General features: G+C 68.8%; 24 protein-coding genes. 15 read left to right on the forward strand and 9 right to left on the reverse strand.

All coding sequences use genetic code 11. The features are described 5' to 3' along the window. Positions 1-86 precede the first annotated feature (86 nt). The 8 genes from typA (at position 87) to AC1DP3_RS02985 (ending at position 8,256) form a co-directional block, all read left to right on the forward strand. Positions 87-1,997 (forward strand): translational GTPase TypA, encoded by a 1,911-nt coding sequence (typA, locus tag AC1DP3_RS02950; RefSeq protein ID WP_477291123.1) that lies wholly within the window; start codon positions 87-89, stop codon positions 1,995-1,997. Positions 1,998-2,095: 98 nt separating this feature from the next. Continuing rightward, entirely contained in the window at positions 2,096-2,857 is a 762-nt protein-coding gene (locus AC1DP3_RS02955) for an AzlC family ABC transporter permease (protein ID WP_477291125.1), read from the forward strand. Then, entirely contained in the window at positions 2,854-3,168 is a 315-nt protein-coding gene (locus AC1DP3_RS02960; protein WP_477291127.1) for an AzlD domain-containing protein, read from the forward strand. Before AC1DP3_RS02955 ends, AC1DP3_RS02960 begins: the two co-directional genes overlap by 4 nt. 26 nt (positions 3,169-3,194) lie before the next feature. Next, positions 3,195-3,581: a DUF6113 family protein gene (locus tag AC1DP3_RS02965; RefSeq protein WP_477291129.1), complete on the forward strand. Its 387-nt coding sequence runs from the start codon at positions 3,195-3,197 to the stop codon at positions 3,579-3,581. 9 nt (positions 3,582-3,590) lie between these two features. After that, positions 3,591-3,911 (forward strand): ferredoxin, encoded by a 321-nt coding sequence (gene fdxA, locus AC1DP3_RS02970; protein WP_477290602.1) that lies wholly within the window; start codon positions 3,591-3,593, stop codon positions 3,909-3,911. A 2-nt stretch (positions 3,912-3,913) separates the two neighbouring features. After that, positions 3,914-5,020 (forward strand): succinyldiaminopimelate transaminase, encoded by a 1,107-nt coding sequence (dapC, locus tag AC1DP3_RS02975; RefSeq protein WP_477291131.1) that lies wholly within the window; start codon positions 3,914-3,916, stop codon positions 5,018-5,020. Positions 5,021-5,223: 203 nt separating this feature from the next. Continuing rightward, positions 5,224-6,522 (forward strand): citrate synthase, encoded by a 1,299-nt coding sequence (locus tag AC1DP3_RS02980; RefSeq protein ID WP_477291133.1) that lies wholly within the window; start codon positions 5,224-5,226, stop codon positions 6,520-6,522. Between the two features lie 114 nt (positions 6,523-6,636). Then, positions 6,637-8,256 carry an L-lactate permease gene (locus AC1DP3_RS02985; RefSeq protein ID WP_477291135.1) on the forward strand — a complete coding sequence of 540 codons (1,620 nt, stop codon included), beginning with the start codon at positions 6,637-6,639 and terminating at the stop codon, positions 8,254-8,256. Between the two features lie 58 nt (positions 8,257-8,314). Here AC1DP3_RS02985 and ppk2 read toward each other — a convergent pair whose 3' ends face one another. Further along, the gene (gene ppk2, locus AC1DP3_RS02990) at positions 8,315-9,130 is read right to left on the reverse strand and encodes a polyphosphate kinase 2 (protein ID WP_477291137.1); all 816 of its coding nucleotides are present in this window, start codon (positions 9,128-9,130) and stop codon (positions 8,315-8,317) included. 70 nt (positions 9,131-9,200) lie between these two features. After that, on the reverse strand, positions 9,201-10,157 hold the full coding sequence (gene dapD / locus AC1DP3_RS02995; protein WP_477291139.1) for a 2,3,4,5-tetrahydropyridine-2,6-dicarboxylate N-succinyltransferase: 957 nt from the start codon (positions 10,155-10,157) through the stop codon (positions 9,201-9,203). A 64-nt stretch (positions 10,158-10,221) separates the two neighbouring features. On the opposite strand from dapD, the gene dapE reads away from it, so the two are divergent. The 3 genes from dapE to AC1DP3_RS03010 all read left to right on the forward strand — a co-directional run bounded on the left by dapE (position 10,222) and on the right by AC1DP3_RS03010 (position 12,770). Beyond that, positions 10,222-11,298 carry a succinyl-diaminopimelate desuccinylase gene (gene dapE / locus AC1DP3_RS03000; protein WP_477291141.1) on the forward strand — a complete coding sequence of 359 codons (1,077 nt, stop codon included), beginning with the start codon at positions 10,222-10,224 and terminating at the stop codon, positions 11,296-11,298. Next, positions 11,280-12,518, forward strand: coding sequence for a hypothetical protein (locus AC1DP3_RS03005; protein WP_477291143.1), 1,239 nt, complete (start codon positions 11,280-11,282; stop codon positions 12,516-12,518). The genes dapE and AC1DP3_RS03005 overlap by 19 nt, the downstream gene beginning before the upstream one ends. A 78-nt stretch (positions 12,519-12,596) precedes the next feature. Next, positions 12,597-12,770: a DUF3117 domain-containing protein gene (locus AC1DP3_RS03010; RefSeq protein ID WP_108594776.1), complete on the forward strand. Its 174-nt coding sequence runs from the start codon at positions 12,597-12,599 to the stop codon at positions 12,768-12,770. Positions 12,771-12,837: 67 nt separating this feature from the next. Here AC1DP3_RS03010 and AC1DP3_RS03015 read toward each other — a convergent pair whose 3' ends face one another. Beyond that, positions 12,838-13,473: an O-methyltransferase gene (locus AC1DP3_RS03015; protein ID WP_477291145.1), complete on the reverse strand. Its 636-nt coding sequence runs from the start codon at positions 13,471-13,473 to the stop codon at positions 12,838-12,840. A 72-nt stretch (positions 13,474-13,545) separates the two neighbouring features. Here AC1DP3_RS03015 and AC1DP3_RS03020 point away from each other — a divergent pair, with 72 nt between their 5' ends. Further along, positions 13,546-13,923 (forward strand): twin-arginine translocase TatA/TatE family subunit, encoded by a 378-nt coding sequence (locus AC1DP3_RS03020; protein ID WP_477291148.1) that lies wholly within the window; start codon positions 13,546-13,548, stop codon positions 13,921-13,923. Between the two features lie 6 nt (positions 13,924-13,929). Here the strand turns inward: AC1DP3_RS03020 and AC1DP3_RS03025 are convergent, their stop codons facing one another. Genes AC1DP3_RS03025 through AC1DP3_RS03035 form a run of 3 tightly spaced genes read right to left on the reverse strand, consistent with a single transcriptional unit; the run spans position 13,930 to position 16,927 of the window. Continuing rightward, positions 13,930-15,075 (reverse strand): Mrp/NBP35 family ATP-binding protein, encoded by a 1,146-nt coding sequence (locus AC1DP3_RS03025; RefSeq protein WP_477291150.1) that lies wholly within the window; start codon positions 15,073-15,075, stop codon positions 13,930-13,932. Beyond that, positions 15,072-15,608 carry a DUF1003 domain-containing protein gene (locus tag AC1DP3_RS03030; protein ID WP_477291152.1) on the reverse strand — a complete coding sequence of 179 codons (537 nt, stop codon included), beginning with the start codon at positions 15,606-15,608 and terminating at the stop codon, positions 15,072-15,074. The genes AC1DP3_RS03025 and AC1DP3_RS03030 overlap by 4 nt, the downstream gene beginning before the upstream one ends. Further along, entirely contained in the window at positions 15,608-16,927 is a 1,320-nt protein-coding gene (locus tag AC1DP3_RS03035; protein ID WP_477291153.1) for a magnesium transporter MgtE N-terminal domain-containing protein, read from the reverse strand. Before AC1DP3_RS03035 ends, AC1DP3_RS03030 begins: the two co-directional genes overlap by 1 nt. A 45-nt stretch (positions 16,928-16,972) precedes the next feature. Between AC1DP3_RS03035 and AC1DP3_RS03040 the strand changes: the two genes are divergently transcribed. Together AC1DP3_RS03040 and AC1DP3_RS03045 are read left to right on the forward strand one after the other, a co-directional pair. Continuing rightward, the gene (locus tag AC1DP3_RS03040) at positions 16,973-17,587 is read left to right on the forward strand and encodes a general stress protein (RefSeq protein WP_477291155.1); all 615 of its coding nucleotides are present in this window, start codon (positions 16,973-16,975) and stop codon (positions 17,585-17,587) included. Then, positions 17,584-18,261 carry an alpha/beta hydrolase family protein gene (locus AC1DP3_RS03045; protein WP_477291157.1) on the forward strand — a complete coding sequence of 226 codons (678 nt, stop codon included), beginning with the start codon at positions 17,584-17,586 and terminating at the stop codon, positions 18,259-18,261. The genes AC1DP3_RS03040 and AC1DP3_RS03045 overlap by 4 nt, the downstream gene beginning before the upstream one ends. Before the next feature lie 3 nt (positions 18,262-18,264). Here AC1DP3_RS03045 and AC1DP3_RS03050 read toward each other — a convergent pair whose 3' ends face one another. Beyond that, entirely contained in the window at positions 18,265-19,707 is a 1,443-nt protein-coding gene (locus AC1DP3_RS03050) for an aminopeptidase P family protein (protein WP_477291159.1), read from the reverse strand. Between the two features lie 60 nt (positions 19,708-19,767). After that, on the reverse strand, positions 19,768-20,787 hold the full coding sequence (locus AC1DP3_RS03055; RefSeq protein ID WP_477291161.1) for an endonuclease/exonuclease/phosphatase family protein: 1,020 nt from the start codon (positions 20,785-20,787) through the stop codon (positions 19,768-19,770). Between the two features lie 74 nt (positions 20,788-20,861). Here AC1DP3_RS03055 and AC1DP3_RS03060 point away from each other — a divergent pair, with 74 nt between their 5' ends. Next, the gene (locus AC1DP3_RS03060; protein ID WP_477291163.1) at positions 20,862-21,731 is read left to right on the forward strand and encodes a PHP domain-containing protein; all 870 of its coding nucleotides are present in this window, start codon (positions 20,862-20,864) and stop codon (positions 21,729-21,731) included. Positions 21,732-21,829: 98 nt separating this feature from the next. Here the strand turns inward: AC1DP3_RS03060 and AC1DP3_RS03065 are convergent, their stop codons facing one another. Continuing rightward, positions 21,830-22,249, reverse strand: a complete 420-nt coding sequence (locus AC1DP3_RS03065; protein ID WP_477291165.1) for an SHOCT domain-containing protein — start codon at positions 22,247-22,249, stop codon at positions 21,830-21,832. Between the last annotated feature and the right edge of the window lie 12 nt (positions 22,250-22,261).

The raw sequence follows: 22,261 nt of genomic DNA on the forward strand, positions 1-22,261 counted from the left end.
ATCCCCAGGCAGGGCGGGTAAAGTGGACGCGCCGGTCCTTTCAGGCCCGATGCCCACATTCCTCCCTCTTTGCAAGGATCACCCTCATGGCGCGCGCCCTTCGTCAGGACCTCCGTAACGTCGCAATCGTTGCGCACGTCGACCACGGAAAGACCACCCTCGTCGACGCCATGCTGCGTCAGACCGGCTCCTTCGGCTCGCACGAGCACATGGAAGAGCGCGCGATGGACTCGAACGACCTCGAGCGTGAGAAGGGCATCACGATCCTCGCCAAGAACACGGCGATCACGTACAAGGGCCTGCACACAGAGACGCCGGTGACGATCAACGTCATCGACACCCCGGGTCACGCCGACTTCGGCGGCGAGGTCGAGCGCGGTCTGTCGATGGTCGACGGCGTCGTGCTGCTGGTCGACGCGAGCGAGGGTCCGCTGCCGCAGACCCGCTTCGTGCTGCGCAAGGCTCTCGAGGCGAAGCTTCCGGTCATCCTGCTCGTGAACAAGACCGACCGCCCGGACGCCCGCATCGCCGAGGTCGAAGAAGAGGCGCACGACCTGCTGCTCGGCCTCGCGTCCGACCTCGTCGACGACGTGCCCGACCTCGATGTGGACGCTCTCCTCGATGTGCCCGTCGTGTATGCGAGTGGACGAGCGGGAGCAGCATCCCGCAACCGCCCCGCCAACGGCGAGCTTCCTGACAACGACGACCTCGAGCCGCTGTTCGAGGCGATCCTCCAGCACGTGCCGGCCCCTGAGTACGACGATGAGGCGCCCCTCCAGGCGTGGGTGACCAACCTCGACTCAAGTCCGTTCCTCGGCCGTCTCGCGCTGCTGCGCGTGTTCAACGGCACGCTGAAGAAGGGCCAGACGGTGGCGTGGGTCCGCGCGGACGGCACGGTGAGCAACGCCCGCATCACGGAGCTCCTCAAGACGCGCGCACTGGAGCGCTACCCCGCAGACGACGCCGGCCCCGGTGACATCGTGGCGATCGCCGGCTTCCCCGACATCACGATCGGCGAGACCATCGCCGACCTGGATGACGTCCGCCCGCTGCCGCAGATCCACGTGGACGACCCGGCCATCTCGATGACCATCGGCACCAACACCTCGCCCCTGGTGGGCAAGGTCAAGGGTCACAAGCTCACGGCCCGCATGGTCAAGGACCGCCTCGACCGCGAGCTCGTCGGCAACGTCTCGCTCAAGGTCGTCGACATCGGGCGTCCGGACGCGTGGGAGGTGCAGGGCCGAGGCGAACTCGCACTCGCGATCCTGGTCGAGAACATGCGCCGCGAGGGCTTCGAGCTGACAGTGGGCAAGCCGCAGGTGGTCACGAAGAAGGTCGACGGCAAGACCTACGAGCCCTTCGAGCACCTGACGATCGACGCTCCCGAGGAGTACCTCGGCGCCATCACGCAGCTTCTCGCGACCCGCAAGGGCCGCATGGACAACATGACCAACCACGGCACCGGCTGGGTGCGCATGGAGTTCATCGTCCCCTCGCGAGGCCTCATCGGGTTCCGCACCGAGTTCCTCACCACGACCCGTGGCACGGGTATCGCGAACGCGATCTCCCACGGCTACGAGCCGTGGGCCGGTCACATCGTGACGCGTCAGAACGGCTCGATCGTCGCGGACCGCACCGGCGTCGTCACGCCGTTCGCGATCATCGCACTGCAGGAGCGCATGTCGTTCTTCGTGCAGCCCACCCAGGAGGTGTACGAGGGCATGGTGGTCGGCGAGAACTCGCGCGCCGACGACATGGACGTGAACATCACGAAAGAGAAGAAGCTCACGAACATGCGCCAGTCGACCTCCGACACGTTCGAGTCGATGACGCCTCCTCGCCAGCTGACCCTCGAGGAGAGCCTCGAGTTCGCGCGCGACGACGAATGCGTCGAGGTCACGCCCGAGCTCGTCCGCATCCGCAAGGTGAACCTGGACGCCACCGAGCGCGCCCGTGCCACCTCGCGCCTCAAGCGCCAGGACGCGAACGCCTGATCGCGGGCAAGCGAGTCACCGCCGATTGGCGGTGATCGGGCCACGAATGGCGGCGCGGACCGCGCGGCCTGCGGAGGACTCTCGGTAATCTCGATCGAGTGACCCTCACGCCCCGGTTCGACGACGCGCACGCCGCGGGCGAGGGACGCAGGGCCGCACGCCAGGGACTCGGCGTCGCACTCGCGACCAGTGCGTACGGCATCTCGTTCGGGGCGCTCTCGGTTGCGGCGGGGCTCGACGTCTGGCAGACGTGCGCACTGAGCCTGCTGATGTTCACCGGCGGATCGCAGTTCGCCTTCGTGGGCGTGATCGGTGCGGGCGGCCTGGCAGCCGCGCCCGCCGCGATCGCCTCCGCGGCACTCCTCGGCGTGCGCAACGCCGCCTACGGAATGCGGATGTCACCTGTGATCGGCCGAGGTGCGTGGAAGCGGGCAGCCGCGGCTCAGTTCACCATCGACGAGTCCACGGCCGTCTCGCTGGCGCAGCACACCCGCCGCGCCCGGCTGGTGGGCTTCTGGGTCACCGGCATCGCGATCTACGTCGGCTGGGGCCTCTCCACTCTTGCCGGGGCGCTCCTCGGCGACGTGCTCGGAGACCCGAAGGCGTACGGACTGGATGCCGCCGCCGCGGCAGCCTTCCTCGCACTGCTCTGGCCGCGCCTGCGCGGGCGGCAGCCGATCGCCGTGGGTGTCGCGGCGGCGGTGGTGGCGACGATGCTCACCCCGCTGCTCATGCCCGGACTTCCCGTGCTCATCGCCGCGGTGGTGGCGATCGTGGTCGGCTGGTTCAACTGGCTCGGCGAAGGCGGATCGCTCCAGGGCGAGCCCGCTGACCTGCCCGAGCGAGAGGGGCTCCCGTGACCCTCTGGACCGCGATCCTCGTGGCAGCTCTCATCTGCGCCGGGTGGAAGGCTCTCGGCTACCTTGTGCCGCCGAAGGTCCTGGAGGCGCCGCGGCCGGCGCGGATCGCCGACCTCCTCACGGTGGCACTGCTGGCGGCGCTCGTGGCCGTCCAGACACTCGGCTTCGGCCAGTCCATCGTGGTCGACGCCCGCGTGCCCGCGGTCATCGTGGCCGGAGGGCTGCTGATGCTGCGGGCGCCGTTCCTCGTGGTCGTGGCGGCCGCGGCCCTCGTCGCGGCGCTCCTGAGGCTCTGGGGCTGGGCGGCCTGACCTGAGCCCGCGGGTAGAGTCGACGGGTGCGCACCTCGGTTCTCGCTCGTGTCGCGACCTGGGTCGTCGCGTTCGCGGTCGGCGTCGTCTACGGTCTCGCGGGGACGATCGCGCACACCTATACGTTCGGCTGGTTCCCTGTGGGACTCGTCCTTGCGATCGCCGGATCCGGCGCGCTGCTGCTCGCCGTTCGCCTTCTGACGTCCGACCGCTGGGCGGCTCTGGCGACAGGCCTCGGCATGATGATCGCGACGCTGGTCTTCTCGGGCCGCGGACCCGGCGGCTCGGTGATCGTCCCGCAGGCGCCCGAAGGGCAGTTCGATCCAGGCATCGTGTGGACGATCGCGGTACCGCTGATGGTCACGCTCGCCGTGGCCTGGCCGGACGTCTCGAGGCTCCGACGGTCGAACTAGACTGAAGGGGTGACGTATGTGATCGCCCTTCCCTGTGTCGACGTCAAGGACCGTGCATGCATCGACGAGTGTCCCGTCGACTGCATCTACGAGGGTGACCGCTCGCTGTACATCCACCCCGACGAATGCGTGGACTGCGGCGCCTGCGAGCCCGTCTGTCCCGTCGAGGCGATCTACTACGAGGACGACCTGCCCGACGAGTGGCAGGACTACTACAAGGCCAACGTCGAGTTCTTCGACGACATCGGCTCTCCCGGCGGCGCGGCCAAGGTCGGTGTGATCCACAAGGACCACCCCGTCATCGTCGCCCTCCCTCCGCAGGACCACTGATCGTGGGGGTCGCTGACCTCGCCGACTACCCGTGGGACGCCGTCGCACCGTACGCCGCGAAGGCCAGGGCCCACCCCGACGGCATGGTCGATCTGTCGATCGGCTCGCCGGTCGATCCCACTCCGGCGGTCGTGACCGAGGCCATCTCCCGGGCGACCGATGCGCATGCCTACCCGCAGACGATCGGCACGCCTGCTCTCCGCGACGCGGTCGTCGAGTGGTACGCCCGGCGCCGCGGCGTGCCGGGGCTGACGCCCGCCCACGTGCTGCCGACGATCGGCTCGAAGGAGCTCGTGGCGCTGCTGCCCCTCCTTCTCGGCCTCGGCCCCGGCGACGTCGTGGTGCACCCGAGAGCGGCTTATCCGACGTACGAGGTCGGCGCCCGGCTGGTGGGAGCGACGCCTCTCGCCTCCGACGACCCAGGGGAGTGGCCGGCGGAAGCGCGTCTCGTCTGGATCAACTCGCCCGGCAACCCCGACGGACGGGTGTGGGATGCCGCGTCCCTGCGCGTCGCCGTGGACCGCGCGCGCGAAATCGGGGCGGTCCTCGCTTCCGATGAGTGCTACGCCGAACTGGGGTGGGAAGCGCCGTGGGATGCCGAGCCCATCCCGTCGGTGCTCGACCCTCGGGTCGTCGGGGCCGACGTCAGCGGCATCCTGTCGGTGTACTCGCTGAGCAAGCAGTCGAACCTGGCGGGGTACCGCGCGGCGTTCCTGGCGGGCGACCCTGCACTCGTGGAGCGGCTGCTGACGCCTCGCAAGCACCTCGGGCTTATGCTTCCCGGACCCGTCCAGGCCGCGATGACGGCAGCACTCGGCGACGACGCGCATGTCGCCCTGCAGAAGGAGCGCTACCGGTCACGTCGCAGCATCCTGAAGCCCGCCCTCGAGGCCGCCGGATTCCGGATAGATCGCAGCGAAGCGGGACTCTACCTGTGGGCCACCGAGGGGCGCGACGGGTGGGACAGCCTCTCGCGCCTGGCAGATCTCGGCATCCTGGCCGGCCCGGGTCACTTCTATGGGGCGCATCATCCCGAGCACATCCGGCTGTCGCTGACCGCGAGCGACGAGCGCGTCTCGTCGGCCGCCGCACGGCTCACTGCGCTCTGAGCCATAAACACGAAGCATCCGTCGCATTCCTCCATCGAATGCCTCAAGGCTTTGGCGGTGTCCGCGATAGGTTCTGGCGGCCAGTAGGCTGTAAAAGCGCGCGGAGACCGACCCGTCCCTGCGCCCGGCGGCACATCGGGGCAGCATCAGCTTCGAATTTCGAGCCAAATCCCTCGATCCAATCGCAATCGCGAGGAGGCGCAGTGACGGACGCGAGCACGCAGCAGGAGAAGGCAATCCTGACGATCGGCGATCGCAGCGCGCAACTCCCGCTGCTTCCGGCGACAGACGGCGTTCCGAGCATCGACATCTCGACGCTGAGCCGGCAGCTGGGGCACACGACCCTGGACTACGGCTTCGTCAACACGTCGGCGACCAAGTCGGCGATCACCTTCATCGATGGCGACAAGGGCATCCTGCGCTACCGCGGCTACCCGATCGAGCAGCTCGCAGCGCACAGCACGTACCTCGAAGCGGCGTGGCTCCTCATCTACGGTGAGCTGCCCACCCCCGACGAGCTCGGCGAGTTCGACGAGAAGATCCGGCACCACACGCTCCTGCACGAAGACCTGAAGCGCTTCTTCTCCTCGCTTCCGCACACGGCGCACCCCATGTCGGTGCTGTCGTCGGCAACCGCTGCTCTCTCGACCTACTACGAGGACGAGTCCGACCCCAACAACCCGGAGCACGTCGAGCTCAACACGATTCGCCTGCTCGCGAAGCTCCCGGTCATCGCCGCGTACGCGCACAAGCGGAGCATCGGCCAGGCATTCCTGTACCCCGACAACACCCTCAGCTATGTCGACAACTTCCTGAAGCTCAACTTCGGGGTGCTGAGCGAGCTGTACGAGATCAACCCCGTCATGTCGCGCGCGCTCGAGCGGCTGCTCCTGCTCCACGAGGACCACGAGCAGAACGCCTCCACCTCGACGGTCCGGCTCGTCGGCTCGACGGGCGCGAACCAGTTCTCCTCCATTTCGGCGGGCATCAACGCCCTGTACGGGCCGCTTCACGGTGGTGCCAACGAGGCCGTGCTCAACATGCTGGCGCAGATCCGCGACTCCGGCGAGAGCGTGCAGCGCTTCGTCGAGCGCGTCAAGAACAAAGAGGACGGCGTCAAGCTCATGGGCTTCGGCCACCGGGTCTACAAGAACTACGACCCGCGCGCCAAGCTCGTCAAGGAGTCAGCCGACGAGGTGCTCCGCGAACTCGGCGTGCACGATCCGCTGCTCGATCTCGCGAAGGAGCTCGAAGAGCTGGCGCTGGACGACGACTACTTCCGTGAGCGCCGCCTGTACCCGAACGTGGACTTCTACACGGGCGTGATCTACAAGGCGATGGGCTTCCCCACGCGCATGTTCACGGTGCTCTTCGCCATCGGCCGTCTGCCCGGCTGGCTCGCCCACTGGCGCGAGATGCAGTCCGACACGCAGACCAAGATCGGACGACCCCAGCAGCTGTACATCGGCGCGGGCGAGCGCGACTACCCCGGCATCTCCTGACGCGGCTCTGCGGCATCCGTCACCGCGTGACGTGTCGGATGCTTTCGCGCGCCCTGTTCTCTCGCTAGCGTGAGCGCTGTCGACGGCAGCAGCGCCGTCTCCGATTGAGGGACGGTGCAGCTCGTGTGGACCCAGCCTGAAGACCCGCTCGGCATCCTGTGGCTTTCGGCGCTGGTCGCGGTGCTTCCGGTTGCGACCTTCCTGGTGCTGCTGGTCGTCTTCAAGATGCAGGGCATCGTCGCGGCGGCCATCTCGGTCGTCGTCGAGATCATCGTCGCCCTGTGGGCGTTCGGGATGCCGGCATCCGCCGTCGCGGGAGCGGGTCTATACGGCGTGCTGAACGCGCTGTGGCCGATCGCCTACATCATCGTGATGGCGGTCTGGCTCTACCGGCTCGCGGTGGCGAGCGGCCATTTCGAGGTCGTCCAGGCGTCCATCAGCGGCATCTCGCCGGACCAGCGCATCCAGGTGCTGCTCATCGCCTTCGCGTTCGGCGCCTTCCTCGAGGGCGCCGCCGGGTTCGGGGTGCCCATCGCGATCTGCGCGGCGCTGCTGGTGCAGCTCGGCTTCCGCCCGGTGAAGGCGGCCATGATCTGCCTGGTCGCCAACGTGGCCGCCGGCGCGTACGGCGCGATCGGCATCCCCGTGATCGTCGGCGCCAATGTCGGCGGGATCGACGTGATGGACCTCTCCCGTGCGCTGGTGCTGCTGCTGCAGCCTCTCACGTTCCTCGTCCCGTTCCTGCTCATCCTGATCCTCGACGGCTGGCGCGGACTGCGCGAGACGTGGCCCGCCGCGCTCGTCGCGAGCCTGGTGTTCAGCGGGGTGCAGGGCGGCGTCCTCTGGGTGCTCGGGCCGGAGCTGGCCGATCTCGGCGCCGGCCTTGCGACGATGGCGGCGATCGTCGTGCTCGGCCGCTTCTGGAAGCCTCGTCGCGTCTTCCGCGAAGGCGGGGGAGAGGCACCCGAGATCACTCGCTACCCCGTGCGCGAGGTGGCGCAGGCGTGGAGTCCGTTCTACATCCTGACGGCGTTCATCCTCGTGTGGAGCATCCCGTGGTTCAAGGATCTCTTCGCCGAAGACGGACCGCTCGCGTGGGCGGTGTTCAAGTTCCCCATCCCGGGAGTGACCGGAGTCGTCGAGACGTCGGAGGGCGCGGTCGTGACCCAGACGTGGGACTTCACCCCACTCAACGCCACGGGCACGGCGATCTTCCTTGCCGTGATCGTCGCCTTCTTCTCGATGCCGAAGCTGACGGCCCGTGACCTCTGGCATGAACTGGCCGAGACGATCAAGGCGCTCTGGCAGGCCATCGTGCTGATCGTCCTGATCCTCGTGCTGGCCAACATCGCGAACTACTCCGGCGGCTCGGCGACGATCGGGGCCGCACTCGCCGCTGTCGGGCCGCTGTTCCCGCTGCTCGCGCCGATCATCGGCTGGTTCGGGGTGTTCATCACGGGATCGGTGGTGAACAACAACACCCTCTTCGCGCAGCTTCAGGTGACGACGGCGAAGCACATCGGCGTCTCGCCGACGCTCCTGCTCGCCGCCAACACGGCGGGCGGCGCCACCGGCAAGGTCATCTCACCGCAGTCGATCGCCATCGCTGCAGGTGCCGTAGGACTGTCCGGCCGCGAATCGGAGATCCTGCGTGCGGCCATCGGGTACAGCCTCGGGATGCTGGCCTTCATCTGCCTGTGGACCTTCGGGCTCGCTCAGCTGCTGCCCGGCTGAGCGAAGGCGCTCGCGAGGACGTCCGCCGAGCCGAACCGGATACCGGTCGGTTCAAGCGCTATTGACCCTTGGCCGCATCTCGCAGCCGTTCAGCCGCGTAGTCGGGGACATAGTTCTCCAGGTTGCGCGGCGGTCGCTCATATCCCTTCGACTCGGGCCGCGGGGGGATCTCGACCTCCGGGCGCTTGACCATCTCGTAGGGGATCCGCGACAGGAGGTGCGCCATCATGTTGATTCGGCTGCGGCGCTTGTCGATCGACGGCACCTCGAACCAGGGCGCCTCGGGGATGTCGGTGTGCACGAACATCGTGTCCTTCGCCCGCGAGTAGTCCTCCCAGCGCGTGATCGACAGCACGTCGTTGGGGCTGAGCTTCCAGCGGCGCATCGGGTCCTCGCTGCGCGAGCGGAATCGGCGCTCCTGCTCGTCCGGAGAGACGCTGAACCAGTACTTGAGGAGCAGCACGCCGTCCTCGACCAGCATCCGCTCGAAGATCGGCGCCTGGTGCAGGAAGCGGTGGTACTCGGCGTTCGTGCAGTAGCCCATCACGTGCTCGACACCGGCCCTGTTGTACCAGGAGCGGTCCATCAGCACGATCTCGCCGGCGGCGGGAAGGTGCGGAATGTACCGCTGGAAGTACCACTGGGTGCGCTCGCGCTCGGTCGGCGCGGGAAGGGCCACCACCCGGGTCACGCGAGGATTGAGGAACTCCGTGACACGTTTGATGGTCGAGCCCTTGCCTGCGGCATCCCGGCCCTCGAAGATCACCACGACCCGCGCGTGCGACGCCTGCACCCAGGCCTGCATGTCGACGAGCTGCGCCTGAAGGCGGCGCAGCTCGGTCTCGTAGAACTTCTTCGGCAGCTGGGTGCTCATGCGACCTCCGGGATCAGCACGAGCTTAGGGGCCGGCCGCGTCTCGCGGCGCTCCATGCGTGCCCGAGCCTTCAGGCGTGCAGTGCCTCGTTCAGCGTGACGCCGACACCGGCGCGCCGGACGGCCTCGATCGCCCCTGTCAGGGAGTTTCGGCGGAAGAGGATGCCGTCGCGCCCCGACAGCTCGGCGCCCTTCACGACCGGGAGCGCGCCGTCGGCGCGCCGCGGCTCATCGGCCAGCACGATCTTGGAGCCGGCCGTCACGTAGAGGCCCGCCTCGACCACGCAGTCGTCACCGAGCGAGATGCCGACACCGGCGTTCGCCCCGAGCAGGCTGCGGGCGCCGATCGACACGCGGTGCGCCCCGCCGCCCGACAGGGTGCCCATGATCGACGCACCGCCGCCGATGTCGCTTCCGTCGCCGATCACCACGCCCTGCGAGATGCGCCCCTCGATCATCGAGGTGCCCACGGTCCCGGCGTTGAAGTTGACGAAGCCCTCGTGCATGACGGTGGTGCCGGGTGACAGATACGCGCCGAGGCGGACGCGCGAGGCGTCTGCGATGCGCACTCCGGGCGGCGTGACGTAGTCGAGGAGGCGAGGGAACTTGTCGAGACCCTGCACCTGGATGCCGTCGCGCTGCAGGTACGGGCGCAGACGCGTGAGGTCGTCGGGGTGGATCGGCCCGGCTGTCGTCCAGGCGACGTTGGGGAGGTGCGCGAAGATGCCGGTCAGATCGACGGCGTTCGGGAGGACGAGACGGTGCGAGAGCGCGTGCAGCCGCAGATAGGCGTCCGGCGTGGAGGCGGGCGGTGCATCCAGATCGATCTCGATGGTGACCACCTCGACGGCCACGGCGCGCCGGGCGTCAGCCACCGCAAGCTGCTCGAGGTGCTCGGGCGGCATCGCGGGATCGAGTCCGAGCGGGATGCGGCCGGACCGGGGTTCGGGATACCAGGTGTCCAGGATCGTTCCGTCGCCCGCCACCGTCGCGAGGCCGATGCCCCAGACCCACCGCTCATCGCTCATGCCCTCCACGGTAGCGCTCCGGGGCAGACGGCTCGCGCGAGAGCGCCATCGGTAGACTCTGTGGATGCCCGCGCTCGATCTGTCCGCGTCCTCCGTCTCGCTCACCCGGACAATCTGCGACATCCCGAGCGTGTCGGGTGACGAGACCACTCTGGCCGACGCGATCGAGGCCTCGCTGCGTGCGCTGCCGCACCTCGAGCTGTATCGAAACGGCGACACGATCGTCGCACGGACCAACCTCGGACGTGCCCAGCGGGTCGTCATCGCGGGCCACATCGACACCGTCCCCATCAACGGGAATGTCCCCACCCGCGACGTCACGATCGACGGCATCGAGCACATCTGGGGCCGCGGCACCGTCGACATGAAGGCGGGTGTGGCGGTGCAGCTGAAGCTCGCCGCGGAGCTGACCGAGCCACGTGTCGACATCACCTGGATGTGGTACGACCATGAGGAGGTGGATGCCGACCTCAACGGACTCACGCGACTGTCCGCCGAGCGTCCCGACTTTTTCGCGGCAGACTTCGCGATCCTCGGCGAACCGTCCGACGGCGCTGTCGAGGGGGGATGCAACGGCAACCTCCGCGCGGTGGTGCGCACGCACGGCGTGCGATCGCACAGCGCACGCTCGTGGATCGGCGAGAACGCCATCCACAAGGCGGCACCGATCCTGCGCCGCCTGGCGGAGTATCGCCCGCGTGAGATCGAGGTGGAAGGCCTGGTGTACCGTGAGGGCCTGAATGCGGTTCGCATCAACGGGGGCGTCGCGGGCAACGTCATCCCCGATCTCTGCGAGGTCGAGGTCAACTATCGGTTTGCGCCCAGCAGGTCGGCGGAGGATGCGACCCGTCACGTGCGGGACGCGTTCGACGGCTTCGAGGTGGAGGTCATCGACCTCGCCGCCGGAGCCCGGCCCGGCCTGGATGCTCCGCTCGCCCAGGAGTTCGTGGCCGCGGTGGGCGCGGCACCCCGCCCCAAGTACGGGTGGACGGACGTCGCCCGGTTCTCCGCTCTCGGCGTTCCCGCAGTCAACTACGGTCCCGGCGACCCGCATCTCGCGCACCACGACGAGGAGCGCGTGCCGATTTCCCAGATCGAGGATGTCGAGCGCGGACTGCGGGCGTGGCTGACGAGCTCCTGACACCCGGGACCCGTCCCGCGCTGTGGGAGCGGGCGGCGAGCCTGCCCATCCCGGTGCGGATCGGCATCCTGTACCTCCTCGCCCGCGCCGTCACCGCGGTGTTCTTCATGATCGCGGGTCAGATGGCCCCCCTGGAGTCGAGGTTCGGCGCCGACCCGTCGCCGGGCTCCTTCGCAGCGGGGTGGGATGCCTGGTGGTACTGGTTCGTCGCCTCCTACGGCTACCCGGACGTGCTGCCGCTCACGGATGCCGGTGATGTCGCCGAGAACGCCTGGGCCTTCATGCCCGTCTACGCATACCTCTCTGCCGGCGTGGGTCTCGCCCTCGGATCCTGGACGGCGGGCGCGGTCGTCGTCTCGATGGTCGCGGGGTACCTCGCGTGCCTCGTGCTGCACCGGATGACCCGCATGCGCGCGAGCGACGGCGTGGCGACCTGTGCTGTCGTGTTCTTCGCCGCCGGACCGCTGGCCGCACTGTTCCAGGTGGGCTATGCGGAGTCCCTGTTCCTGCTGTGGCTGTTCCTGGCGCTCTGGTGTGTCATGCGCCGCTCGTACGGCTGGCTGTACGTCCTCATCCCGCTCATGGCGCTCACCCGGCCCGGGGTGCTTGCGTTCGCGCTCTTCCTCGGGCTGCACGGCTTCCACCGCTGGTTCACGCGGCGCCGGGAGCCACTGCCTGGCCGGGACGTCATCCATATCGTGGCGCTCGGGGCGCTGGCGACGATCTCGGGATTCGCCTGGCAGGCCTTCGCCGATCTTCGGACGGGCGACCCCGGCGCCTATCTGTCGACGGAACTCGCCTGGCGCCGCAACTGGATCGTCGATCCTCCCGAGGAGTTCGTGCCGTTCGACGGCTTCCTCCTCGGCGCGCGCTTCTGGGCGGGCCAGTGGGGCATGCCCGAGGCTGCGGGGTACCTGCTGCTGGCCGCACTGATCCTGGCCGTGATCTCTCTGCTGATCTTCGAGCCGCACGTGAAGCGCCTGGGAGCGGACCTCCGGCTGTGGTCCGCGAGCTATCTCCTGTACCTGCTGGCGGTGTTCTTCCCCCAGTCGAGCATCTTCAGACTGCTCGTCCCGCTGTCACCCCTCTGGGGTGCGGTTGCGATGCCGAAGTCGTCCGTCTGGCGCATCGGCGTACTGGGTGCCTGCCTGCTCGGGCAATGGACCTGGATCTACACGATGTATGCCCTGGCGGGTACGGCCCTGTGGACCATCCCCTGATCCAGGCGATGCGCGCCATCCGGGGTCGGAGGCGCGGGATAGACTTGAGGGGCAGACCTACGACGAAAGGGAGCCACGATGGCAGCCATGAAGCCGAGAACCGGAGACGGGCCGATGGAGGCCGTGAAGGAGGGTCGTCTGATCATCGTGCGGGTACCGCTCGAGGGTGGCGGGCGCCTCGTCGTCTCGGTGAACGACGCTGAGGCCAAGGAGCTCTACGACGTGCTCAGCGGAGTCGTCAACCCCGCCTGAGTCGCCTCACACGAGAAACGGCTGGTCTTCGGACCGGCCGTTTCCGCGTCCAGGGGCATGTGGGACGTCAGTCCGCGGGGATGGTGGTGAGTTGCAGCAGTCCTTCGCCGACGATCGACAGTGCGCCGATGACGGCGGCGGATGCCTGCGTCTCCTGGATGAGGGACCGGTACGCGGTCGTCACCGGGTCACGCCGCACGGGATCTGACACGCCGCCACCGCCGAGGACGCGGGGCACGAGCACGGTGCCCCCCGCGCGCACGAGTCGCAGACCGTGCTCGACGTACTCGATGACGCCCTCGGGGTCCGCGTCGACGAGGACGATGTCATACGAGGCCTCATTCATGCGCGGCAGGACATCGGATGCCCGCCCGGTGATGAACCGAGCTCTGGCGGGTGGTACGCGCGCCTCGCCGAACGACTGCCGCGCGATGGCCAGGTGCTCGGGCTCGCTGTCGATGGTGGTGAGGGTGGCTCGCGGCGCTCCGCGCAGCATCCAGAGACCGGAGACGCCTGCGCCCGTGCCGATCTCCACGATGTTGAGGGCCTGGGATGCCGCGGCCAGGAGCGCGCACTGGGCTCCGACGGCCGGGCTGATCGGCGCGGCGCCGAGCTCGAGAGCATGAGCGCGTGCGCGCGCGATGTGCTCCGGCTCGACGACGGCCTCGTTCGCGAAACGATGGTTCGCGTCCTGCTCGCTCATGCGCATCCTCCGCGCTCAGCCTAAGCGTGGCAGCCGGATCGGAAGCCAGCCACGCGGCGGTAGCCTGGGAGCGTGTTCTTCGGAGTGACGATCGAGAAGCTTCTCGTGCTGGGTGTGATCGCTGCCCTGCTCGTCGGTCCTGAGCGGCTTCCTCGCTACGCCGAGGCCCTCGCCCACTGGACGACACGCGCTCGCGAGTACCTGCGTACGGCGAAGACGCGCGTGAAAGAGGAGATGGGCGAGGACTTCGAAGACGTCGACTGGCGGACTCTCGACCCCAGGCAGTACGATCCCCGGCGCATCATTCGCGAGGCACTTCTCGATGACGTTCCCGTCCCGACAGTGCGAGCGGCCGCGGCAGGGGCCGCCGTTGCCTCGACGGTGTCGGAGCCGATGCGCACTGGTTTCACTCCCGGTGAGGCCCCGCCGTTCGACTCCGAGGCGACGTAGCCGCGCTCAGCGGCTCGGACGCACAGACAGCGATCGCCCGGCGAGACCGCGCGGCTGCGCGCCGATTGTCGCGGCGAGCTGTGCGATCGCGACCGCGGCCGGATCGCCGGGATGCGCCGCCACGACCGGGATGCCGGCATCGGCGTCCGCACGAAGGGCCGGGCTGAGCGGGATCGAGGCGAGCAGCGGCACGGTTTCCCCTGCGTTCGACAGCGCGCCCGCGACGGCCTCTCCGCCTCCGGACCCGAACAGGTCGAGCACTGTGCCGTCGGGAAGGGTCATGGCCGCCATGTTCTCGATGACACCCACAACCCGCTGCCCCGTCTGCCGCGCGACGAGCCCGCTGCGGATCGCGACATCGGATGCCGCCGACTGCGGAGTGGTCACGACGAGGACTTCGGCATGGGGGAGCAGCTGGCCCACCGAGATGGCCACGTCGCCCGTTCCGGGCGGCATGTCCAGGAGCAGCACGTCGAGGTCGCCGAAGAAGACGTCGGTCAGGAACTGCTGGACGGTGCGGTGCAGCATGGGCCCGCGCCACGCGACCGCGGAGCCCTCTTCGCCTTCGCGCAGGAACATTCCGATCGAGACGGTCTTCACGTCATAGGCGATGGGAGGCACGATGAGCTCGTCGATGCGGGTCGGTCGCTGGGTGCGCCCCTCGGAATCGACGAGGCCGAGCAGTCCGGGGATCGAGAAGCCGTGCACATCGACGTCGATGAGGCCGACGCTGAGGCCGCGTGCAGCGAGCGCGACGGCGAGGTTCGCCGTCAGGGTGGACTTGCCGACGCCACCTTTGCCGCTGGTCACCGCGATCACACGCGTGAGCGAGTCAGGACCGAACGGCATGACCCGCGCTGCCCGCCCGTCGCGGAGGAGCTCTGTCAGCTCGCGCCGCTCGTCGGGCGTCATCACCCCGACGTCGAGATCGACACGGCTGATGCCGGGGACGGAGGCCGCGGCATCCGTCACCTCGCGGGCGATCCGCTCGGCCGCGGGGCACCCGGCGATGGTCAGGGCGACCCCCACGGAAGCGATTCCGGCTGACACGGAGATCTCGCGCAGCATTCCGAGATCGGCCAGGGGCCGGCGCAGTTCAGGATCGACCACCGCCCCGACCGCGGCGCGGACGGCAGCCGCGGCATCCGTCATCGTGATTCCGACTCCACCGTCTCGTCCGCCTTGCTCCGCACATCGAGCTGCTCGAGGAGCACCTTGAGCTCAGCGCGCAGGACGTCGCGGGAGACGACCTCGTCCGAGAAGTCGGTGACGGCCATGCGAAGGGCGACGACCTCCCGCGCGAGGTACTCGGTGTCGGCGAGGTTGCGCTCGGCGCGCTGGCGATCCTGCTCGATCTGCACTCTGTCGCGGTCGTCCTGACGGTTCTGCGCCAGAAGGATCAGGGGTGCGGCATAGGACGCCTGGAGCGAGAGGATCAGCGTCAGCAGCGTGAAGTTCGACGAGCGCGGGTCGAACTGCAGCGGCACGGGGGCGAACGTGTTCCACGCGAGCCACACCACCACGAAGATCGTCATCCCGATGAGGAAGCTCGAGGTGCCCATCGCGCGGGCGAACGACTCCGAGAACTGGCCGAAGCGATCCCGCGAGGGCTGGGGTGCGCGCGTGAGCATGCCCGAACGGCCGCGAGGTGCGTCGAGCGGGGTCTGCCGGGTCTGCCGGGCCATCAGCGCCTCCTCCCGCCGCCTCGGGCGTTGCCGATGTGCAGCGTGCTCGCGGTCGTGGTCGGGATGGGTGCGGGGCGATCGTCGTCGGCGTCATGCGAACGCCAGTCCTCCGGCAGGAGGTAGTCCAGGACGTCGTCGACGCTCACGGCGCCGACCAGGCGACGGGCCTGATCGACGACAGGCAGCGACACGAGGTTGTAACTCGCGAGGAGGCGGGCCACCTCGGCCGCGGACGCCGACGCGGGCACCGGGTCGAGCGTGTCGTCGATGATGGCGCCCAACCGCTCATGCGGCGGGTAGCGCAGCATCCGCTGGAAATGCACTGTTCCGAGCAGTCGGCCGGTCGGCGTCTCATACGGCGGAAGGGTGACGAAGACGGCTGCGGCGAGAGCGGGGTGCAGCTCGTGGCGGCGGATGAGGGCGAGGGCCTCGGCGACCGTGGCATCGGCCGACAGCACGATCGGCTCCGGGGTCATGAGGCCGCCCGCGGTGTCGGCCCCGTACTTCAGGAGGGCGCGGACGTCCTCGGCCTCTTCGGGTTCCATGAGGTCGAGGAGCTCTTCGAGCCGGTCCTCGGAGAGCTGGCCGAGCACGTCGGCCGCGTCATCCGGCTCCATCGCATCGAGGATGTCGGCCGCGCGCTCGTCGCCGAGCGCCTCCAGGATGTGCACCTGGTCCTCTTCGGGCATCTCTTCGAGGGCGTCCGCGAGCCGATCGTCCGGGAGCTCCTCGGCGACCTCGATCAGGCGGTCCTCGGGGAGATCGAGCAGCGTGTTCGCGAGGTCCGCCGCCTTCAGCTCTGAGTAGGTAGCCACCAGCTGCTCGGCGGACTGCGCTTCGCCGGGAACCTGGGTCTCTCGCACCTCGTTCCACTCCGCGAACGTGGTCGGGCCCTTCGCGAAGGGGGAGGCGCTCGTCTTGGGACGGCGCAGGAACAGCTGTCCGATGTCCCACTCGCCGAGCCGGTTGCGCTCGATGGCGACGTCCTCGATGACCGCCACGCCGGAGCTGTCCGTGAGGTAGACCTTGCGACCGAGCATCTCCGCCATGACGCGCACCTCGCCGCCGCGCTGCTGGAACCGACGGACATTGATGAGCCCGGTGGTGATGACCTGACCGGTGCCGATCGAGGTCACGCGCCCGATGGACACGAAGACGTGGCGCCGCCCCGGGATCTCGACGATGAGGCCGATGACGCGCGGCGGATCGTCCTTGCGGTAGATCACGACGACGTCCCGCACCTTGCCGAGACGGTCGCCGGCGGGGTCGAAGACCGAGCACCCGGAAAGGCGCGCGACGAATACCCTCTGCTGGCTCACTCGTCCAGCGTAGACCCGCACGCATGGGAGGATGAGGAGGTGAGCATGATGGGCGGCAGGGCGGGTCAGGCAGCCGCCGAGGTGGGTCCGACCGTGGCCAGCTTTCCGACGTACGAAGCCGCGCAGAAGGCGGTCTCGCGGCTCATCGCGGCCGACATCCCCGCCAGGGACATCGCGATCGTGGGTCACGGACTGCGCTCGATCGAGCGCGTGACCGGCCGTCTCGGCTATGCCGCGGCGGCGCGCACGGGCGCGATCAACGGGCTTCTGCTCGGGCTGCTCTTCTCCGCGATCCTGGTGCTCGGCTCGCCGTCGGTTCCCATCCAGGGGTTCGTCGGCGTGCTCTTCGTGGGCGTCGCGATCGGAATGCTCATGAGCATCGTCGCCTATTCCCTCGTCCGCCGCCGACGCGATTTCGCCTCGGTCATGCAGGTGGTGGCCGAACGGTACGAGGTCACGGTGTCGGACAAGAGCATCCACCGCGCCCGCGAGGTGATCGGCGCTCCCGCACCCCCGACGACCACGATCCTCCCGCCCTCCGTTCCGTCGCCCGTCCACCATGAGCCCCCGCGCTACGGCGAGCGCGTCGAGCCACCGGCAGAAGCGCCGACAGGCGAGGCGCCGGAAGGTGCTGACACGGGGGAGCCCGACCGCTCGTGAGCGACGCCGAGCGAGACGAGCGCATCTCCGTCGAACTTCCGACGGGCACGGTGGAGGTCTCGGCGGCGTGGACCCCGGTCGACGGCGCGTGGGCGGTCGCGGCGATCGCACACGGGGCAGGCACGGGCTACGGCCATCCGTTCCTCGTCGGCTTCGCCCGCGCCCTCAATGAGCGGGGCGTCGCGACGCTGAGGTTCAACTTTCCCTATGCCGAGGCTGGACGACGGATGCCGGGCCCTGCCGGTCATGCCGTGTCGGCGTGGTCGGCGGTCGAGACGTGGGCGGCCGACCGGTCCTCGGCTCCGCTCTGGGCGACCGGCAAGTCGTATGGCGGCCGGATGGCCTCGATGGCGGCCGCAGAGGGCGCAATCGCACCCCGAGGGCTGGTGTATCTGGGATATCCGCTGCACCCGCCCGGCGATTCCGGCAAGGCGCGCGTCGCCCATCTTCCCGACGTCCCTCAGCCTCAGCTGTTCCTCGAGGGCACGAAAGACCCCTTCGTGGATCCGCACAGCCAACTCGAAGAGGCGGTGCTGTCGTGCCGCGACGCCGACCTCCACTGGGTGGAGGGCGGCGGACACTCGTTCGAGGTCAAAGGGCGAAAGCGTCCCGCCGACGAGATCGGCGCGGATATCGCCCCGCTCGCTGCGGAGTGGATGCGCGCCCGCGGCTGAGAGTCAGCGCAGTCCGAGACGAAGCATCCAGTCTTCGATCTCATCCGCAGACCGCGGGATGGCGCCCGAGAGGTTCTCCACCCCGTCGGCGGTCACCAGGACGTCATCCTCGATGCGCACGCCGATCCCGCGATACTCCTCGGGCACGGTGACATCGTCGATCTGGAAGTACAGTCCGGGCTCGATCGTGAACACCATGCCGGGCTCCAGCACGCCGTCGTAGTACATCTCGCGGCGGGCCTGCGCGCAGTCGTGCACGTCGATGCCGAGATGGTGGCTCGTGCCGTGCACCATGTAGCGCCGGTGCTGGCCGCCGTGATCGGCATCCAGGGCCTCTTCCGCCGTGACGGGGATCAGGCCCCACTCCGCCACCCGGGCCGCGATGACCTTCATGGCGGCTTCGTGGACGGCGCGGAACCGCACGCCCGGCTTCGCGACGGCGAATCCGGCGTCGGCGGCCTCGCGGACCGTCTCGTAGACGCGACGCTGCACTTCGGTGAACCGGCCGCTCACGGGGAGGGTGCGCGTGATGTCGGCCGTGTACAGGCTGTCGACCTCGACGCCGGCGTCGATGAGGATCAGGTCGCCGGGAACGACCGCGCCGTCGTTGCGGGTCCAGTGCAGGTAGCAGGCGTGAGGACCGGACGCCGCGATCGTGTCGTAGCCCACGGTGTTGCCGTCGCTGCGGGCTCGCTGATGGAACACGCCCTCGACGATGCGCTCTCCGCGCGGGTGCTCGATGACGCGGGGGAGCTCGCGGATGACGTCCTCGAAGCCTCGCGCGGTGACCTCCACCGCGAGCCGCAGCTCGGCGAGCTCGTACTCGTCCTTCACCAGCCGCAGCTCGGAGACGAAGCGGGTGAGGTCTTCGTCCTCGCCGACCACCAGGTCGTCGTCATCCGGCTCGAAGTCGGCGACATGCGACGTCTCGATGCCGAGCTCTCCTGCCACCCCTGCGAGGGCCGGGCGGGGGCCGATCCAGAATTCGCCGATCGAGGCATCCGCGTAGAACTCGCTCGTCGTACGGTCGGCGCGCTCGCGGAAGAAGAGGGTGACGTCGTGCCCGCCGTCCTGGCGCGGGTCGAAGACGAGCACGGAGTCGGGCTGGGAGTCCGACGCCCAGCCCGTGAGGTGAGCGAAGGCGGAGTGAGCACGGAAGGGGTAGTCGGTGTCGTTGCTGCGCTCCTTCAGGCCTCCGGCGGGCACGACCAGACGCTTGCCGGGGAACGCGGCCGACACGGCCTCGCGCCGCGCCGCGGCGAACGGGGCCTGCTCGCGAAGCGGCGGGGCGAGCTCAGGGCGCTCCGCCCATCCCTCGGAGATGCTCTCGAGGAACCCCGCGCCGAAGGGCTGACGGCGGTTGGTCGATGTCGACGGGCGCGGGGTCGTGTCGGCGGCGGTCTCGGTCTCGGTCGCGATCGTGTCGCTCTCGCCAGAGGTGCTCATTCCTCCAGTCTCCCACGCCTCGGCCGGCCTGCAACGGGTGGACCGGGGCTCGACGGCCTGTCAGCCGACGGGCTCGAGCTGCACGATGAGCGGGCGGTGGTCGCTCCCCGACCCGTCCAGCGAACGGAGCACGATGGACCCGGTCGCCTTCCATTCGGCCGATGCCAGAACGTGATCGATCGGTGAGCCCAGCAGTGCGGGGGTGTCGGTCGACCACGTGCCCACCGACCCGTTGCCGGTCTCTGCCGCGGCATCGTGGCAGCGACCGAGGGTGCCCCCGTCCACGCCCAGGCGCCCCATGTGGTCGACGGTCGCGTTGAAGTCCCCGGCCATGATGACGTTTCCGTCCGCGCACTGGTCGGCGAGCCATTGGAGGTCATCGCGCCAGTGCTGCATGTACGACATCCGTGGGGCGACGGCGTGGGCGGCGACGACCGTCGGCCCATCACCGTCCACAGGCATCGCGACGGCGCTCGGAACGGTCGAGGTGTTGGTCGTGCCCTCGACCGATGATTCGATCACGGCGTAGTCGCCGAGGTCGGGGGAGATCAGGAGCGTCGTGGAACGGGCATCCCAGCCGTTCTCCCCGAACTCGGCATGGTGGGCCCACATGCGGTGATCCAGATCGCGCATGGCGATCGCCACCTGCTCACCCGTCTCGATCGTCGTCTCGGGGAGCGTCACGATGTCGACGTCCATCGCGACGGCGATCTGCGCGACGGATTCCGGGGATGTCGCCTCGCCCGCGGTGTTCCAGGTCATGACCCGGATGCTGTCGCCTGTCTTCTCCGGCAGCGTCTCGGTGCCGAGGCCACGCGAGACGACGACATACCCGTTGGCCGCCGTCGCCAGGATGGCGATCGCTGCGAGCGCGAGGGCGATCGTGCGGATCGGGCGGATGAGCGCGAGGAGAAGCAGGAGCGCGGCGGCGGCCGCGAATCCCCCGAGGACGAGCGTGCGGAAAGCGATGATCTGAGCGATCGGGAAGATGTCCTGGACCCGGAAGAACGACGGCCAGGTGAGGACGGCCGCCACGATCGCGGACAGCACTGTGACGAGGATCCCGAGCAGTCGCAGCACGCCCGCGACTCTATGTCAGCACCCTGGGAGGAGCCTGCCCGCACCGCCGGTCAGACGCGCGCTACGCTCGAAGAATGGCAGGGGATCGGCGCTTCGAGGGGCCGAGCGATCTGCACCTGCATTCCGTGCACTCCGACGGCACCGAATCGGCTGCGGGAGTGATGGCGGCAGCGCACCGCCAGGGCGTGCGAACGGTATCGCTCACCGACCATGACACGACGTCGGGATGGTCGGAGGCGGCCGAGGCTGCCGGATCGCTCGACATGACGTTCATCCCGGGCATGGAGCTGTCGGCACACCACGAATGGCGATCGGTGCACCTGCTGGCGTATCTGTTCGATCCGGACGATGAGGGCCTCCGTGCCGAGATGGAGCGCATCCGCTCCGACCGCGTCGGACGCGCCGAGCGCATCGTCCGGCGCATCGGACGTGACCATCCGCTCACCTGGGACGACGTCCTCGCGCAGACGGGCGACGGTGCGACGGTGGGTCGGCCCCACATCGCGGACGCGCTCATGGCGCGCGGGATCGTGGCGACGCGGGGCGAGGCCTTCGACACGATCCTCCACCCCCGTGCCGGCTACTACGAAGGGCACTATGCACCCTCCGTCGACACGGCGGTGGGACTCGTCGTCGCGGCGGGCGGAGTGCCGGTCGTCGCCCATCCGACGCCCTCGGGGCGCGCGCGGATGATGCCGGTGGACTTCCTCGAAGAGCTCATCGGCAGGGGACTGGCCGGATTCGAACTCGAGCACCGGGAGAACACGGAGGCGGGCAAGCGGACCCTCCGCAGGGTCGTCGATCGCCACGACCTGATCGTCACCGGGTCGAGCGACTATCACGGGCTCGGGAAGCCGAATCTGCCGGGCGAGAACACGACGACAGATGCCATGGTCGAGCGGATCATCGCGCTCGGCCGCGGGAGCCGCCCCGTCTATCCCTGAGGGTCGGTTTCTCCACCCTCGATGATCTTCGGCCCGATGATGAAAGCAGCGCCCCCACCAGGGTCGGTGAGGGCGCTGCTGTCACGTGGAGCGGACGGTCAGGAGAGGACCTTCGCCTTGATGGCCTGGTACTCGGCCTCGGAGATCGAGCCGCCGTCGAGGAGTTCCTTCGCCTTGGCGATCTCTTCTGCGGGGCTCGCCCCGACGCCGGCGACGGACGGGATGTAGTCCGCCTGCACGGCACGGGTCTTCGTGATCGCCCTGAGCGATCGCTTGCTCATGCCGGACCCCCGCGCGATCAGATAGACGATCGCGGCGAGGAACGGCACGAAGATCAGGAAGATGACCCAGATGGCCTTCAGGAAGCCGTTGAGCTCGTGATCGCGAAACAGGTCGGCGATGATCGAGAACAGCACGAACACGTAGGCGACGAAGACGAACAGCATGAAGAACCAGACGAGGAAGTCCCACGTGGACCCCATCACACCTGTGTTCTCCGCGGTTTCCAGAAAACTCATGAGTGCCTCTTT

It is taken from the genome of Microbacterium sp. P5_B6 (genome assembly GCF_056400345.1).